Source organism: Thermostichus sp. OS-CIW-32, assembly GCF_054060415.1.
In genome coordinates this window covers 1-16,063 of record NZ_JBSSDD010000004.1, presented here as the reverse complement: position 1 = coordinate 16,063, position 16,063 = coordinate 1, and the positions used below count along the sequence as shown (strand labels likewise).

Below are 16,063 nucleotides of genomic sequence, written 5' to 3'. Positions count from 1 at the left end.
GATGGGTTTGGAGGTCTATATTTTCAGGTCAGGATCTCTCAATCTGAGGAGTCGGAAGAGTTTTCCTCTTCTATGCCCCAGCCCGCAGCCAAAACGTCCACCGCTGCCCGCAGCGCCTGGTTATCCCCCAAGAGCTCCTCGGGATCCGAACGCGGCTCCACCAGGGGAACCAAGCGCAGAATACGTCCGTCCTGAACCAAGTCGATAACCACGCCCGGCTGCTCCTTGCCCAGGTTGGCAATCTCTTCTTCGGAAGCGGGATCCCGCAGACAGGCATAGTCAAAGCTGTTCACATTTAAGTAGAGGCTACGGTTTACCACCAGTGTGGCAGCAGTGGGATCCTGAAAAACATCCACCACGCAGCCTTCCCCTTGCTTCCGCACTGAGCCATCGACGATATCGAAGTAGCGAACACGGGCCAAATCGGATAGGAGTCGGTAAATATCCCGCTTGTTCACCAAAGTTCCCGTATTCACAATACAGGGGGCACAGGGATGAGTGTCTGTCATAGAGCAGTCGGTCTCGAAAGGTCAACAGATTGAGAGTAGGCAAAAGGAAAGCAACATCAACAGTGTCTGCAAACTATCTCCGAAAACATCAGTCCTCGGCAATTCTAGGCGCGGTTATGGTTGACAAGCAACAGGGATCCGTAACTTTACAAAAACTTTAATCAGCTAAAAAAGAGAGAAGTAGCCTGCCCTGCCTTACCAAGTTAAGCCACTGCAACAACAGAACAACTCCCTCCATTTCGCCTACCCAGCGCTCAAACTGCTCTTGGGGAAAACTCAGTCATAACTTTGCTTTTATCGACTCTATCACAGCCTTCCCGAAAAGGGCACAGGTCACTACTAATCGCTACTAAGGTGCAATCTCCAGACAAAAGGGACAGAGGCTGTCCGGCAGGATTCTACCTGCATCTTGTGGGAAGGCAAGTAGCTGAGCAGCTTTAGACTCTAGATATTGTAGATGAACCCCGAACAGACCGTCTTCGATTCAGAACTCTCCCCTTGGCTTCTTAGGAAGGATAGCATAGGGTACCAAGCCCGCTGCCTAGAAATAGCGTTGACTCTTCGCCGGAGACGACTTTTGCCGTGGTAACCACTCCCCAACGCCAGACTCTGCCAGTTGTCGATTTTGCCGCCTTCCAGAAAGGAACGTCAGGTGAGCGGGAGCAGTTTGTCCGCCAGGTGGGGGAAGCGCTGCAACAGATTGGCTTTTTTGCCTTGGTCAACCATGGCCTATCGCCGGAATTGATCCGGGAAGCCTATGAGGTGGCAGAAGCGGTTTTTCTTTTGCCAGAGCCGACCAAGAGAGCCTATGAGGATCCGGCCCTGCTGGGGCAACGAGGGTACACCCACTTCGGCAAAGAACATGCCAAAAATCACCCCTACCCTGACTTGAAAGAGTTTTGGCACATCGGGCGCGAAGGGGATCCCCACCTTCCTGCCAACATCTGGCCTCGGGAGGTGCCCCAATTTCGCAGGGTGATGGTAGAGCTGTTCGCCCAACTGGAAACCTGTGCCCAGGGCCTGTTGCAGGCGGTCTCTCTGTATCTGGGGGAGCCTGCCGAATACTTGCCCAAAGCGGTGGAAGGAGGAGCCAATCTCTTGCGGGTGATTCACTATCCGCCCCTTCCCGCTGAAGCCCCTCCCCAGAGTTTACGAGCTGCAGCCCATGAAGACATCAACTTGATCACGCTCTTGTGTGAAGCCACCGCGCCAGGGCTAGAACTTCTGCAACGAGATGGATCTTGGCTGCCCATTTCGGCTCTGCCCGGTCAGATCATTGTCGATGCCGGGGATATGCTGCAAAACCTCACCAATGGCCTGCTGCGCAGCACCACCCATCGGGTGACCAACCCCGACAACCCCCAAGAGCGCCGCTTTTCCATTCCCTTCTTTGTGCATCCGCGTGCAGAAATGGATCTCACACCCTTGCCGACTTGTGTGGCCCGCACCGGCGGGATCCCTCGGTTTCCTTCCCTGACTGCCGGAGAATACTTGGCCCAGCGGTTGAGGGAAATCGGCCTGGCCGAGGCAGGATCCCCGCCCCAGCATTGATCCCAACTGGGGGTCTCTATGGTTCGGATCCCGGCCTTGCCCTACGAGTATGAAGTTCCCGGCCTGTCTCAGTTGGCCCTGGTGATCATCGATATGCAGCGAGATTTCCTGGAGCCGGGCGGCTTTGGGGAAATGTTGGGCAACGATGTCACCCAACTGGGATCCATTGTGCCCACCCTGGAGGAACTGCTGGACTTCTGTCGTCAGAACATCCAAAAAGCGTTATCGGGTTTACAGTGAGTGTGAATAACCCAACAAGCGTGAGGCTGAACCGATGACACTGGCTCAGGAGGCAACTGCCCAAGTCCCCGCCTTTTGCGAAGGGATCCAGTACTTCGGGGATCCCTGGCCGGAATTTGACCACCTGGGCCAGGCGCCCGCAGTGGATGCCAGCACCGGGAAACTGAGGGATCCCGGCAGTCGCATGGCCGCCTACCAAACCTTGCTCTATGCCGATGCCTTGCGCTACCTCACCCTGCAAATGACCGCCAGTAAAGCCTCAGGCCATCCGGGCGGATTTGCCAGCCAAGCAGAAGCCTATGCAGCTCTGGTGTACCTGGGCCAGAAGAACATCCCCACCGAAGTCGGGCACCACGCGCCGGGCTTTTACGCGGCCATGTTCTTGGATGGATCCCTGGCCGAGATGGGCATCCACACCGTCTCCGACCTACGGGCCCGTTTTCGAGAGCGGGAAGGGCTGTTGGGTCACCTCTCTGGCTACATTCCCGGACTGCTGGCGCCGGCTGGGCCGCTGGGGCAGGGGCAGCACTTTGCCATGGCGGGGGCATTACTCTACCCGGATCGCCTCTTCCCGGTCACGATTGGGGATGGCGGCCTGGGAGAGCCCTATGTGATGAGCTCCATGATTCACTTCCACACGGCTTTCCCGCAGCGCACCAACTTCCTGCCGGTGCTGGTCTGGAACGGCTACAGCCAAGAACACCACAGCATGATCTCTACCGCCAGCAACGCCCAGATGGCCGAGTATTGGCGGGGCAACGGCTTTGAGGAAGTGGTGTTGGTGGATGCCAAGGACTTTGACGATGCCCAACAGCCTGGCCCTTACGTCGACAGCACTCAGTTTTCCCTAGAAGCCCGCCTTGCCTTTGCCCAAAGGGTGCTGATCGAAATGGAGCGAGCCATCCAATCAGCCCTGAGCGGACAATTAACGGTTTTCATCCTCAAACAACTGAAGGGGGCTGGGGTACATGCCAAGGGATCCAAGTCCCACAACCTCTACGGCCACCACACTCTGGATCACCCGGACATTGTGGCGGCTCTGCGGGCGCGGGCCTTACATCCGGCAGCTTGGGCCCTGGTGCGACAAAACTGCCAACGGGCAGCCGGGGGGCCAGCCGCCAAGGTGGCGGTTACAGAGTTCGTTCGGCCTTTGCCGCCTTTGGGATCCCTGAACCTGACGGAGTTTCCCCTAGGAGACAAGCAGGTTTCCACCACTGCCATCGGCTCCCTCGTGGTACAGGTGGGGCAGAAAGATCCCGACTTTTTGGTGGCCAATGCCGACGGCAACGAAGCTTCCGGCATCGCCAATGTGAACCAAGGTCTCAAGGTGATTCACCCCACGGTGGATCCCCTCTACAACCAACAGCCCCAAGGCCAGGTCTACGAACCCCTGAGCGAAGATGCCTGCGCGGGGCTAACGGCGGGCCTAGCCCTCTTCGGCGGACGCTCCCTGTGGTGCTCCTACGAGTCCTTTGCCGTCAACGGCCTACCCATCTGGCAGACGGTAACCCAAGCCATGGCGGAGCTGCGCCGGCCCACCCCCTCGGCCATTGCCCTCTTCACTGCCGGCGCTCTGGAACAGGGGCGTAACGGCTGGACCCACCAACGCCCGGAAATTGAGGCCTACCTGGCGGCCATGATGCGCAACGGCAACATCTTTCCCCTCTTCCCGCCGGATGCCAACTGTGCCCAAGCTGCCTACGAATGGGCCCTATCCACCTGCAACAAAGGGATCCCTATCATCGCCAGCAAAACCCCCCTGCCCATCCGCACCACCCTAGAACAAGCCCGCCAAGCAGTAGAGCAGGGCTGCATCGTCCTTCAGGAGTTTCCCGGATCCCGAACCGTCGTCTTTGCCGTGGTGGGGGATATGGTTCTCCTGCCCGTGTTCGAGGCGGCTGAGCAGCTCCAAGCCCAAGGGATCGGCTGCAAAATCGTCTCGGTGATTAACCCCCGCCGTCTGTATCGCCCCGGCGACGTGGCTTGGTCCACCTGTGCTCAGCCAGATGGGGAATTCATGTCCGACCAAGAATTTGCCGCTTGGTTTGCCGGCGAGGCCCTCATTGGGGTAACAGGCGGGGCCAGCCTGATGTTGGAGCCTCTGACATTGCGCTACACTGGCCCGCGCGACATTTTTGCCTGGAAACGCGGCGAAACCACCGCCACCCCCGCCGAATTGATGGACTACAACGGCCTGACAGCTCAGGCACTGTCAGAACGAGCCAAGCAACTGCTATGCTGAGGGCGAGCTTTTAGCTTGGTTAGCATTGTCCACCTTATTTTTTCCTATGACTGCGGCTAGATATCTCCGAGAGAAGCTTGAGAGGATGTCTCCCACCGAGAGGGTAGAGCGAGTTGTTGTCCAACACTTTGCTTCTCCTCTCCTGCAGGCGCTTGGCTTTGACGACTCGGAAATTAGAGAAGAATTCGAGACAGGTTGCGGCCAGGTCGATCTCGCAGCAAGAAAGAACGGAGATCCTGAAGATATTTTCTTTAGATCCCCGAAGAATCCCTACTTGCTTTTGGAGGCAAAATCTAGAGCAGTTAATCTCAGAGAAGGATCTTGCTATAGAGATGCAGTTTGTCAGATAGAAAGTTACTTGCTTGCCAAGGACTGCAAATCTGCAAAATGGGGAATTATCACCAATGCAAATAACATCCAGCTTTGGAGGAAGCACGGAAAAGTCGTTCACCCCGCTACAGCAAACCTTGATATTAGCTCAGATAACATTGAGAGCATAGTGCGTAACTTGCGAGACAAGATAGAAAACTATGAGCGCGCTCTGACTGTATGCGTGTATAACAATAAAGGGGGCGTAGGCAAAACAACAACAGTTATTAACCTTGCAGCAGCACTAGCAACAAAGAGAAAGAAAGTCTTAGTTGTTGACTTTGATTCCCAAGGAGATCTGACAAGAAGCTTGGGAGTTACTACTGGAAAAATTACACTGACGCAGTGCTTAAAGGATCCCAAAATAGATGTTCATTCCGTTGTCCAAACATACAGACTCAAGACGGTTAGACAAGGCAAACAGAGTATAGTTTCCATCTTTGACATCATCCCAAGAGACCCTGAACTGGAAACGTTAACTGATAGCCAGGCGGTAGCATATATCCAGAAGGGAACTCGGCGCCTTCGCGATCTGATTGCCCCTCTTCGCAATGAGTATGATTACATCCTAATTGACTGCCCAACTCAATGGCTTTACTTCAGCCAGAGTGGTGTTTTTGCTGCCGATGTTATTTTGATACCTACCCGCCCCGACGATCTGTCTTCCCTGAATAATGCTGCTAGAGTAATCACCAGATTTGTTCCAGAAACTGCTAGGTCACGACAGGATGGTGGCCCCAGGACTTTGCCTATCTTTTTCAATGGCGTCCCCTCAGAAAGCGAAAACACTATTAAACGAGCAAATGATGAGATAGAAAAAATTGTCAGCCAAGAGAGAAGCATGAACCTACTTCCATATTTCTGGCCGCATTTTAAGAGAGGTAATGAAAACAAAAGCATTTTTAGGATACCTGACTATGCAGTGATATCCTCTGCAAGCTTTGATCGAAGGCCTGCCGTCTTTAATCGGAGAGTTTTAGAATACTACCAGAGTCTTGCCCGTGAGTACTTTATCGATGAGTGAGTTTTCAGATCTAGGTAGGTTGGTTAACTTACCCCTTGAGAGCATTACGCCCGCCGATGGGTTTTCTGCTCCCTCCTTCCTTGTTGCCGCAGCCGCAGATCAGCTAAGGGCGACAGGAGGACACAACTGGGTTCCTCTGCTGGTGGTCGAGGCTGGCGACTATCAGTACAAGGCCATTGGTAACCATTTTGTCTATGCAGTTGCTCAAGAAGCGGGACTGGAAAGGCTATGGTGTATCGTTGTCGATCCTGATCCAGAGCAGGTTAAGCAGGCCCAGATTCTCGCCAAAGAAATTGTTCCGAAGGTAAATTTGACCAATACATCGAGAGAGACTATCTTGGCTGCGCTAAGATACCTAGCCGAGCAACCCAGCAGTCCCCTCAAGGGAGTCGATGTAACCATTGCAGCTGCCCGGATTGCAGAGGCGGATAGAAGTTGGTGGCAGGACTTAACCCCCATAACCAAGCTTGGGTGCAAAATTACGCGAGGCAAAAAACTGGATGCCCTATCGGAAGTATTTTTCGTAACTCCTACAGCGTTGCCCCCTACTCTGAAGAAATCATCCAAGAGATCTGCGGCATCCGCTGGCGCGAAGAAAGCGACCTCAACTCGCTCGCGGAAAAAAACAGAGGGAGAGAGCTGAAAGGGATCCCTTCAAAAACATATTCTCCTCTCCACATCACCGAGGCCCGACTCCGCTTGCTGTGGGATGCCTGCCTCAAGCCTCCCTTTGAATGGCTACTGCCACCCAAACAGCCTTGGCCGCTCTCAACAACAGCCTCCATGGCAGGTATGCTCTGCTTACCTAGGACGACCGGATCCATCTGGAGCTCATGCACAGGATGATCACCAGCATCTTGGAGATCGACCTGACCCAAACCGTCCGGTATTATCTTGACCACAGGGATCCCCCCCTTATCGCCTGGATCCTGGGCCGTGATCAAGCGCTCCAGACCTGTTGAAACCCTATGTCTTTCAAGGTTGGCACCACATCGGGATCCAGCACTGTAATCCGACACCGATCCTTGAGTTCCCTAACAGAATACCCAGAGGGTCGATGCTCTGAGCTGCCACACCAATCCGGTCGAGGGTTGGTCTTGGTACTACACACCCCATGTACAATCTCCATCCAAGCCTTGCGATCCTCTGATTCCCAAATGCTGAAGATACACCCCGTCCCCAGATAAGGCTGACTTAAAACCGGGATCCCATATTGTCCGGCCAAACTTCTGATCTGAACCTTGAGGCTGTCGATCAACGGAGCCAATGGCAAGGGCTTGACATTTCTGAGGGTAAATTGGCTGCCCCGAAAGCCTCGGAAGCTGGTGAGTTGATGCGGGGGTCTTCTCCAGCCAGGGCCAAGTCCGCCCAGTTGTTGGGCCAGGTTCAGCAGATCGCCAATCAAGGGCTGAAATGGCTCATTGCATTCAACTTGGATCCCCCAGGTTTCATGGGCGTCACGGGCAGGTATATTGGCGTAGCCATTGGCCAACCCATCCTCAATACTGAGAGCAGGCAATGGATCCGAGGCTTTGTAGCTACACAGCACCAAATCGGCAGGACAACCCAAACCGCCAAAGATTTTGTTAGTTAGCCTTTCAGTGTTCTGTATTCCCAACAAAGGCAAGGCCAAACGAGTAAACCATCCCCGCAGATTGGCCCGTAAAACTTGCGGACTCCAACGATATTGCCCTTGTTGCGTCACCTGACCGCTCTCAACTTTATGCTGCTGCACACAGGGCTTCATCCCCTGTAACTCTATCGTCCATTGCCCCTCAGGGATCCGTTCTGCTATCCGTCCAAATCCTGCATGGATCCCACGTCCTAGCCCTTGATGGCGCAACATTTCCTTCATCCGCTGAGTAACCCAGCTTTTCTGCTCTTCGGTCGGGATCTCTTTAAGGGTGATGTTGAGAGCATATTTGGGAGCATTCATGCCTTCTCCGGCAGGGATCTGCCATTGTACGCCCAACTTTGGATCCCTTTGATTAAAAACTTGCCAAGGTTGCTGAGGGTTAAGTGGATAAGGCTTGAGGTTAGATTTCTCCAAAAAGAGATTCTCAAACCGGATCTTTCTGGGTAGCCAAGCGGTTTGATTCTCATTCAGTAGCGTCCGCCAAAAGGCTTGCTCATTCGCCGGGATCCTGTCCCAATGTTTCCGCAAATAGTGCAACAAGGATCCTCTCACACTTGAGCCAGGGATCCAGGGTATTCCGGCTGCTTGGGCTGGAAGGATCCCACCTTCAGGAAAGCTACCCCCGCCGATTTGTAGGGGGCTGATCAGCTTGAGATCGCCGATGGATATTGTGCGTGGATCTTTAGTTTTGTTGAGGGCAAAGCAGGGCTTTCCATTCCAGGCTTCCGTAATATCTCTATTAGCCCGACTGTCGGTAATGTCGGAGGTTTGGGGGGTATAGCCGCATTCTTTTTTCAGTCCATACCAGCGGGGAGGTTCAGCAGGTAAAAGTTTGCGCATTGTTTAGGATCCTCCATTGTTTTAATCTGAGACAACCTACGAGAGGACTTTTAGAATTCATAGGGCATTTTAGCCCCCTCACCTTCTGAGAAGGTCCGCGACCGGCAACTCCTACACGTTGCAAGTGGCGAACGGCTTCGTGTTTCAACACCTTTACCTTCTGGGAAGGTCTGCGACTCTCCTTCTTCAAGAAAAATACTATAAATTATACCTTTATGTTTCAACACCTTTACCTTCTGGGAAGGTCTGCGACCTGCATCCTTATCAATGAGGAGCAATACCGTGTACCGTTTCAACACCTTTACCTTCTGGGAAGGTCTGCGACCAGATTGGGTGGGGAATGGTGGAAAGCTAGAGCCCAAGGAGTTTCAACACCTTTACCTTCTGGGAAGGTCTGCGACCACGTAGTCTTGGTAGTTTTCCAAGGCTGCAAGCTAGTTTCAACACCTTTACCTTCTGGGAAGGTCTGCGACTACGAGTACGAGTACAACCCCGACTTTGTCCCTGAGTTTCAACACCTTTACCTTCTGGGAAGGTCTGCGACTGGGATTTCTGTTCCCAGGGGCGTTACACGTTGACTTGTTTCAACACCTTTACCTTCTGGGAAGGTCTGCGACACCGTCCCGTTCCCGCCTTGCTTCCAAAGCCTGTAAGGTTTCAACACCTTTACCTTCTGGGAAGGTCTGCGACAATTCAATTTAGAGATTGTAAAACAGGCGAATTACGTGTTTCAACACCTTTACCTTCTGGGAAGGTCTGCGACGGCGTGGAGGTTACGAACCCTGGGGGCAGGGTTGGATCATGTTTCAACACCTTTACCTTCTGGGAAGGTCTGCGACGCTCGTATGGCAGCTAAGCGGACTGATATTCGTCGAGACTTTAAGTTTCAACACCTTTACCTTCTGGGAAGGTCTGCGACTTATACTTCGCATTCAAACACGTCAACATTCTTTAAGCGTTTCAACACCTTTACCTTCTGGGAAGGTCTGCGACCCCTCCATTCTACATCCCTTGCCCAGAGCGGGATCCAGAGACCATTTTCGACCGCCTCCCAAAAACCACCCCATCCAGGCCGCAAAACAGGGATCCAAAATCGCTGAAACCCTTATCCAGAGCGGCATCGACCGGGTCAACGAAAGAATCAGCCTTTGAGGGCATTGGCCGAGGTGATTGCTCAGGCATTCATACCCGCCTGTTGAGCGTCTTTGAGTCGCATCGTCCAGAACTGAATGGTCTCGGCAATGGCAATCAACAGGTCACTCATCAACACCTGCTGATTAAAGGTCAACTGCCTTAGCCGCTCCTGAAACTCATGGGTGGTCATATCGCCCCGGATACCCAACTCTGCTCCCGCAATCTCTCCCAACACAATCCGCGCCACTCCCCAGGCAAAATATCGCCGTTGTTCATTGTTGCCCTGCCCCGCCGCCGGGATCGCTCCCCCCAGCAAAGCCATCGACCGCGACATCGACCAAAACCGCTCCAACCCCCATGTGGCCACATAATCGGCAATGCCACTGGCGGCTCCCTGCCAGTCCTGCAGATGTTGGATCCCTGCTTGGAGGCGATGAAACACCCGCCGATCCAAGTCGTAATGTTCGACCGCCATCATGCACCCCCAATGTTCGTGATCCGCACATTGCCATAACCAACGCTCCACAGTCCGCCCAGGGAGTGATCCCCCTGCAAAAAGGATTGCCACTGATCCAGATGTTCTACCTTTTGGCGCACCGTCCAGCTAAACATAAACACTGCCCCCGGCGGATACCCCTCTACGGCAAACAGGTTTTCCACCAAATTGCCCTTGGCATCCGGTTCATCCCGCAAACTTACCCTCGGCTGCCGCACCAACCCCATATCCACAATCAAATTGATGCAATGGTTGGGTACCACAATCCGACAATCAGGATCCACCCCCTCTGGAGCCGGTAACACCTCTGTCCACTTCTGGATATTGGTCAACTTCAGCCAGCGCAAATACAGGCTGGATCCCGCTGCCAATTCAGGATGGGTCATATACACCTGATCCAGGGCAAAGTTAAACGGGGATCCGTGATTCAGTTGTTGAAAACGGTTGAGCCAAGCCGGACAACTCACCCACCAATTGCCGTAGCCCAGTACGTGCACCGGCCACCACACCGGCCAGCCCCACCCCAACGAGATCCGCCCCGGCGAAATATCCTCTGTCGGCCCTCCAAACCAGTTCTTGACATGGCCCCTATAGGCATCTTTACCTTCGGCATCCTCCCGCAATGCCCCCCGTAACGAACTCCCCGGAATGGCAGGCGTCCGATCCGGCAAGCGAAACACCGGATTATTGTTGCCCCGGCTCTCGCTATCTGCCCCGCCAATATGCACCGGCGACAAACACACCAACCACGCATTGGGCATCGTTACCTTTCCTCATCCCGAAACAACCAGATATGGCCATACCCCAACGCATCCCGATGAAAGGGATCCGGCATGGGTCCCGACTTCTGGATTGAGGATCCCTCTTGCCACAAATACACCGCCCCTGCCGGAGTTAGCCATTCTCCAGGCGTCAACACCGCCACCCGCCGCCCTGGATCCTTTCGATCCTTCACCTTCTTCCACGACTGCCACGGCACCCCCGCCTCCGCCGCATAGGCCCGCACCCCCTCAGGACAGGGCACCGAATAGGTTTGTTTGCTCCACAAGGCCCCGGTCAACAGCACCCCTCCGGTTGTCCCCTCGCACTCTTCGCCCAGCCACTCCCAACCCATCAACTTCACCGCTTGAATGGCCACCGGCATCCCGCCCGCTCCCAGAGTGCCCCACTGCGGCGGCTCATAGTCCCCCAGGATCCCCACCAAAATGGACCAACCGGGATCCATCAGCGTCGTCATCTCCGCAAAAAAGCCCCCCTCCTCCTTCACCTGATAATCATCACGGCTGTTATGGCTCAAGGTCAGCGTCCGCCAAGGGAGTTCCACCAACACATCCCCTTTCACCGTTCCATCCCGCCACAGACTGCGGAGCCCCACCCCCGAAATCAGCCGGGATCCGCCCACCACCTGGCTCGGCTTCCCTTCATGCTCAGGTCGGGGTTGCCAATATCCCCTCACCTCCCGCAGGCGAAACACCCGCTCTAACTTGTCTTTGCCCTCATCCAAGGCATACACCGGCAACGGCAACGGCACATAAAAGGATTTGGGCGAGGCGAGCGAATGCCAAAATGGCCCCCACAACCGCGCCGAACTGGGCAACCCCAAACACGCCGCCAACTGATGCCCATTGGGAGGCCAACGACACCCCACCTGACCACTGTTCTGCCCCACCGGAGTCAAATTACCCAAACTCAACGGCCCCGCCGGCGTCAAGGTTAGCCAATTCACCCCTTGCTCAAGCATCCCTCCGACCTCCCACTCTCTCAATCCACCGCTGCCGATCCCGCTCTTGCCGAGCCAAAAAGCCCCGTAGGCTGATCCAACTCAGCCACCACTCCCAGCTCGATAGCTCTGCCCTAAATTTCTGCCGATATCCCAACACCTGATCCCACAACCCCGGATCGATGCCCACACTGGCCCACAACGTCCGAATCAGAGATCCCACCCCCAGCACCGTCTGCGCCTGCGAGGATAGCCGCGTGCTCTCCACATACCCCAACAACTTCTCCCAGCGATTCAGCTCCGTCTGCTTGGGATCCCGCTTCGGCTGCACCTCCTCCATCAGCAGGAGCCACAACGGCCACGGACACACCCACTCCAGGCTTTGGCCACTGTTAAACAGCACCCGCACACACACGCGGTTACGCCCTGTTTTCTTTGCCTGCTTGTACGCCTGATTGAGGTTGCGATGCCAAAGAGATTGGGGGATCCGTCTCTGGGCAATCACCACCCCCAAACTAAAATCCATCCCTCCACCCGGCACCGGATACACCTGATCTCCTCGCCGCACCCAGCCATCACACACCGGATCCAACGGCTTTGTCACCGGATTGGGTAACCCTCGCCAGAGCTTCAAGAGATCGCTGGTCAACGCTACCGCCTCGGTGATCGGCCCCAGCAGCAGAAAATCATCCCCCCCGGCAAACACCACCCGTCCCAGATGGTGATCTTCCACCAGCGGATACAACACCTCATTCCAATAGCTAAACAACACCGACAGGTCTAATACGTGAGGCAGTTCAATTTGTCTGGGCTGGGATGGCACAAGCGGTGGTTGGATCCCCAGTCGATAGACCTCGATCTTGCTCTCATCCACGTGCCAGCGTTCCCAGGCGAACTGTCGCTCTCGATACTGAGTCCCCGACAGCCATTGCCCCATTTGATCCCCATCGCCTCGCCAGCCCACCGTCCACTCGATCACACTCTACCAGCCCGCCAGCTTCTCTTGCTCCCACTCATCCAGTAGATCCGGAGCCTGATCCCGCACCGTTCGCCGCTCCAAAATCCGCGGATGGGCAAACCTCTCCCCGGCCTCATCCACCCCAGGGATCCCCCATTCCGTCAACGGTTGCCGCTCAAAAATCAGCTCATTAAACGTCTCTACCTTCTCATTCCACACCCCAGGATCCACCACCTGCGTGATCCAAGCCGCTGCCGTCGCCGTCTGATCCGGAAACCGCTCCCAAGGACAGGCCGGAGGTTTCTTCCCCCACAACCGCTGCAAAACCAACTCCATCACATCAGGGGCCGATGCCAACCGCTTCACCATCTCCAGGCTATTCAGCCGCTCATCTTTAGAAAACAAGCCCGCCAAACCACTGCGGTCTGCCACCCCTTCCCACCAGGACTGGAGCTGCTCATCCGGCATTCCCCACGTCCCCCCCTGATCCAGCGGCTTCAGACCCGGATGCCAAGTCGAAAGACTCCCCGCCGTCGGACTCGTTCGCCCCCCCCACCAGGGATACTGCCACTGTCGCGCTAACTTCCGCGCCTCAATTTGCCCGTGCAACCTACCAATCTGCTCACTTAGCCCTTCAGCCTGCATCGGCTCCGACTCGGCATACACCGTCCACAAGCAGGCATGATCCCGATGAATCACCCGCCACCCGATCCCATTCAGCAGCTTCGGAAAACGCTCCACCACCACCTCTTCAAGGACTGCAATCAACCGCGACCACTCCTGCCGGATCACCTGACGCTGACTCTCAATCCATTCCGGCTGACTAGGATGTAATCCCGTTAACACATTCGGCAACTCTGCCCGCCAAAATCCTTCCCCACCGGGGTAGTCGGGATCCCGCAACCACTGCACCAAATCCACCCCCTGATGACGCGGCAACAGCACCACCCCACCTCGCTCCTGCCAGCGATACACCGTTACCGCCGCCAAGTAATGACACAACCAGGACGCCACCGCCCAGTCCCGTAGCCGTTGCCCTGCCCCCAAAAATGTCTGCACCGGCCCAAAAGTCAAGGCCGCCACCTGAGTCAGCTCGGGTCGTTCCCCCAAATCCTGCTCAATCTGCCGCCACGACTCTCGACTCGCCCCTCCGCCCCACCAAAACTGGTTTTGCAAATACTCTGATTCTTGCCACTCGCCACTCACCGGATGGGTTGCCAACCGCGTTTCACCCTCTGGGATCCCTCCCACATAAAGCCGCCGCTGCTGAACCAACCATTGCTCCAAATCCATTTACAGTTGCTCCTCGATCCGTTGCACCTGAGTTTGATAATCCCGCACCCGCTCTTGGATTTTGGACTGGATCCCTGCCAGTCCAATCAAAAACTCCAAGTGACCCACCGCCACCTGAGCCGGATGATCTGCACGGGTTACGGATCCCAACTCCAGCGTCTTTTGATCCAAGGCTTGATCGATCACATCCCCCTGCAAAGAGTGATAGAGGTCGTTCCGAATCTCTGCAAATTTGATCTGTTTATTTTTATTCAGGATCCAGCCTGGATCATCACAGTAAAAGGACTGAAAATAACTCAGTTCCTGGCTTCTAGCAATAGGATCGAACCGATATGTGAAATCTTGATTATCCTTTCTTCCTAGGAAATTCCCTTGAGAGATCCCCCTCGCAATCGCTGTGATGTTGGCAAAAACGGGATCCTGTTGATGGAACAAATCTACCGACCCATTGTTCCTACGCCGCCACGAGAATTGCCCTTGCCCCTGCTGCACAACCAAACACTTCAACACCAACTCAAACGCTCCAGCCACCCTTAAAATCCAGTGCATCCATTGCCCCCGCTCCCGAAACGCCCGCTCACTCCAGCAGGCAATCGCAATCCGCTCCAGAACTTCTTCTTCAGGATTCAGCCCCAAATTGAGCTCCCGCAAATTAAAAGACACCGCCCGATCCAGTCGCCGGATCTGTTTCTCCATATCCTTGCCCACATGTCCCTTCACCAACTGAAGGATCCCTGCAAAATCTTGCACTGCCAATAATTGTCGGATTTGAGGCACTTTTAACCGCCACTGCCAATGGGATCCAGGATGATGTCTGGGTTCTTCATCCTGACGAGACATATACAAAAACTCCACCGCTCGTCCCTCTAGCCGTTGCTCAATCCCCCACAAATACAGGGCACTACTCAACGCCGGAGTCCCGCTGCTGTGCTGGATAAGGAGTGTTTCAAAAGGGAGAACCTGGCTATTGGGTAACTGAATCTGGTTGTCTTGCACAAGCTGGCTCAGAAACTGGGTAGCGAGTTTTGCCATTCCTTCCCAATCTGCGACCCCTGATCTCACCTCTGGTGGCACCACAAACCGCACACAATGACAGCGGATCCCGTGTTCTTCAGCCCAGGCCAGCAACACCTCCTCCCACCAATGCCCATCGGATGTAATGATCTCCTTCCAACCCACCGCCGCCATCGGCTGAGTGCTAAACCAAGCCGTCTGATCTGTTAACAGCACTACGAATGTGGGGGATCCCTTTACATGCTGAACATACTGATGCGCCTGACGAATTAGGGGAAAATCTACACGGTTTAGGTTACCTAACAATTCGTTCTTGAGATCTTGAGCAAGCTCTTGCATTTCATGGAGATCAAAGCCCCTAATCTGCTCCCTTCCCGGCTGTCCATCCACCTGGACATCGCTGGTTCCCAAGATTTGTAGCACGATGGATCCCGACATATCAACCTCACAGGCTTAAGATTTCACAAATACCTTCAGCCGAACCAGATCCGCAACCAATTCACCGGATTGAGCCGCATCAATAGAACCTTGTGCAAAGGGTGATTTTGACATCCCTCCGGAATCACATTTGGCGGAGCCAATAGGTACCGCTGCTCCACCACCATTTAGATTGCTATGAAAACTCTGCGGAATCACCCGCTATTCACAAGACATGATCTCCGCTTGTCCTCCCAAGGGTAACAACGCCGAGATCCCCAAATAAACTCGCAGAGCCGCAGTGCTTGCAACGACCTTCATAGCTCACAGTCTCCCGTACAGCAAGGTGATTAAAACTTTAATCCACTTTAATTGACTTGCAGCCCTACTCATGTCTCTCTTAATAAAACTTTGTATAATTTTAGCACCCCACTACCAGATCCGACTGGAATGATTCAATGTGCTCACCCCAGACACATTGACATTGACTAGCTATTGCTCACCATAATCTTTTTTTTGAAGTCCCTAGGTTGTGTTGATCTTTCATTTGAGCCAAAAGAGAGCACTGACGAGATAGAGAAAACTCAAGAAGTTCCTGGCCAATTTGTCAAAACGAGAAA

12 protein-coding genes, 1 pseudogene and 1 CRISPR repeat array are annotated in these 16,063 nt (G+C 54.5%); of the genes and pseudogenes, 5 read left to right on the top strand and 8 right to left on the bottom strand.

The window, feature by feature from the left end; all coding sequences use genetic code 11:
- Positions 1-38 precede the first annotated feature (38 nt).
- The gene (locus ACVWY8_RS06330) at positions 39-509 is read right to left on the bottom strand and encodes a hypothetical protein (protein ID WP_414331929.1); all 471 of its coding nucleotides are present in this window, start codon (positions 507-509) and stop codon (positions 39-41) included.
- Between the two features lie 582 nt (positions 510-1,091).
- On the opposite strand from ACVWY8_RS06330, the gene ACVWY8_RS06325 reads away from it, so the two are divergent.
- The 5 genes and pseudogenes from ACVWY8_RS06325 to ACVWY8_RS06305 all read left to right on the top strand — a co-directional run bounded on the left by ACVWY8_RS06325 (position 1,092) and on the right by ACVWY8_RS06305 (position 6,578).
- Positions 1,092-2,060, top strand: coding sequence for an isopenicillin N synthase family dioxygenase (locus ACVWY8_RS06325; RefSeq protein ID WP_457393781.1), 969 nt, complete (start codon positions 1,092-1,094; stop codon positions 2,058-2,060).
- 18 nt (positions 2,061-2,078) lie between these two features.
- A pseudogene (locus tag ACVWY8_RS06320) lies at positions 2,079-2,264 on the top strand (cysteine hydrolase); the annotation flags it as partial.
- A gap of 70 nt (positions 2,265-2,334) precedes the next feature.
- On the top strand, positions 2,335-4,542 hold the full coding sequence (locus tag ACVWY8_RS06315; RefSeq protein ID WP_457393784.1) for a phosphoketolase family protein: 2,208 nt from the start codon (positions 2,335-2,337) through the stop codon (positions 4,540-4,542).
- 85 nt (positions 4,543-4,627) lie between these two features.
- On the top strand, positions 4,628-5,935 hold the full coding sequence (locus ACVWY8_RS06310; RefSeq protein ID WP_414374527.1) for an AAA family ATPase: 1,308 nt from the start codon (positions 4,628-4,630) through the stop codon (positions 5,933-5,935).
- On the top strand, positions 5,913-6,578 hold the full coding sequence (locus ACVWY8_RS06305; protein ID WP_414328947.1) for a Rho termination factor: 666 nt from the start codon (positions 5,913-5,915) through the stop codon (positions 6,576-6,578). The genes ACVWY8_RS06310 and ACVWY8_RS06305 overlap by 23 nt, the downstream gene beginning before the upstream one ends.
- 297 nt (positions 6,579-6,875) lie before the next feature.
- On the opposite strand, the gene ACVWY8_RS06300 is transcribed toward ACVWY8_RS06305, so the two are convergent.
- The 7 genes from ACVWY8_RS06300 to ACVWY8_RS06270 all read right to left on the bottom strand — a co-directional run bounded on the left by ACVWY8_RS06300 (position 6,876) and on the right by ACVWY8_RS06270 (position 15,464).
- Complete coding sequence (locus ACVWY8_RS06300) at positions 6,876-8,411, bottom strand: RAMP superfamily CRISPR-associated protein (protein WP_457393790.1); 1,536 nt, start codon at positions 8,409-8,411, stop codon at positions 6,876-6,878.
- Positions 8,412-8,552: 141 nt separating this feature from the next.
- A CRISPR array of direct repeats spans positions 8,553-9,404; the repeat unit is 36 nt; unit sequence GTTTCAACACCTTTACCTTCTGGGAAGGTCTGCGAC.
- Positions 9,405-9,585: 181 nt separating this feature from the next.
- A complete protein-coding gene (locus ACVWY8_RS06295; RefSeq protein ID WP_457393792.1) occupies positions 9,586-10,023 on the bottom strand; it encodes a hypothetical protein in 438 nt (145 codons plus the stop codon).
- Positions 10,020-10,802: an RAMP superfamily CRISPR-associated protein gene (locus ACVWY8_RS06290; protein ID WP_457393795.1), complete on the bottom strand. Its 783-nt coding sequence runs from the start codon at positions 10,800-10,802 to the stop codon at positions 10,020-10,022. The genes ACVWY8_RS06295 and ACVWY8_RS06290 overlap by 4 nt, the downstream gene beginning before the upstream one ends.
- A gap of 2 nt (positions 10,803-10,804) precedes the next feature.
- Positions 10,805-11,782: a hypothetical protein gene (locus ACVWY8_RS06285; protein ID WP_457393798.1), complete on the bottom strand. Its 978-nt coding sequence runs from the start codon at positions 11,780-11,782 to the stop codon at positions 10,805-10,807.
- Positions 11,775-12,740 carry a Cas10/Cmr2 second palm domain-containing protein gene (locus ACVWY8_RS06280; RefSeq protein ID WP_457393801.1) on the bottom strand — a complete coding sequence of 322 codons (966 nt, stop codon included), beginning with the start codon at positions 12,738-12,740 and terminating at the stop codon, positions 11,775-11,777. The genes ACVWY8_RS06285 and ACVWY8_RS06280 overlap by 8 nt, the downstream gene beginning before the upstream one ends.
- 3 nt (positions 12,741-12,743) lie before the next feature.
- Complete coding sequence (locus tag ACVWY8_RS06275; RefSeq protein ID WP_457393803.1) at positions 12,744-14,012, bottom strand: type III-B CRISPR-associated protein Cas10/Cmr2; 1,269 nt, start codon at positions 14,010-14,012, stop codon at positions 12,744-12,746.
- Positions 14,013-15,464 (bottom strand): hypothetical protein, encoded by a 1,452-nt coding sequence (locus ACVWY8_RS06270; protein WP_457393806.1) that lies wholly within the window; start codon positions 15,462-15,464, stop codon positions 14,013-14,015. It abuts the gene before it with no gap.
- Positions 15,465-16,063: the final 599 nt, after the last annotated feature.

Excerpts from the sequence above, each read along its gene's own strand:
- ACVWY8_RS06295 (WP_457393792.1), bottom strand. The coding sequence starts at position 10,023 with ATGATGGCGGTCGAACATTACGACTTGGATCGGCGGGTGTTTCATCGC.
- ACVWY8_RS06310 (WP_414374527.1), top strand. The coding sequence starts at position 4,628 with ATGTCTCCCACCGAGAGGGTAGAGCGAGTTGTTGTCCAACACTTTGCT.
- ACVWY8_RS06300 (WP_457393790.1), bottom strand. The coding sequence starts at position 8,411 with ATGCGCAAACTTTTACCTGCTGAACCTCCCCGCTGGTATGGACTGAAA.
- ACVWY8_RS06290 (WP_457393795.1), bottom strand. The coding sequence starts at position 10,802 with ATGCCCAATGCGTGGTTGGTGTGTTTGTCGCCGGTGCATATTGGCGGG.
- ACVWY8_RS06285 (WP_457393798.1), bottom strand. The coding sequence starts at position 11,782 with ATGCTTGAGCAAGGGGTGAATTGGCTAACCTTGACGCCGGCGGGGCCG.
- ACVWY8_RS06330 (WP_414331929.1), bottom strand. The coding sequence starts at position 509 with ATGACAGACACTCATCCCTGTGCCCCCTGTATTGTGAATACGGGAACT.
- ACVWY8_RS06315 (WP_457393784.1), top strand. The coding sequence starts at position 2,335 with ATGACACTGGCTCAGGAGGCAACTGCCCAAGTCCCCGCCTTTTGCGAA.
- ACVWY8_RS06270 (WP_457393806.1), bottom strand. The coding sequence starts at position 15,464 with ATGTCGGGATCCATCGTGCTACAAATCTTGGGAACCAGCGATGTCCAG.
- ACVWY8_RS06275 (WP_457393803.1), bottom strand. The coding sequence starts at position 14,012 with ATGGATTTGGAGCAATGGTTGGTTCAGCAGCGGCGGCTTTATGTGGGA.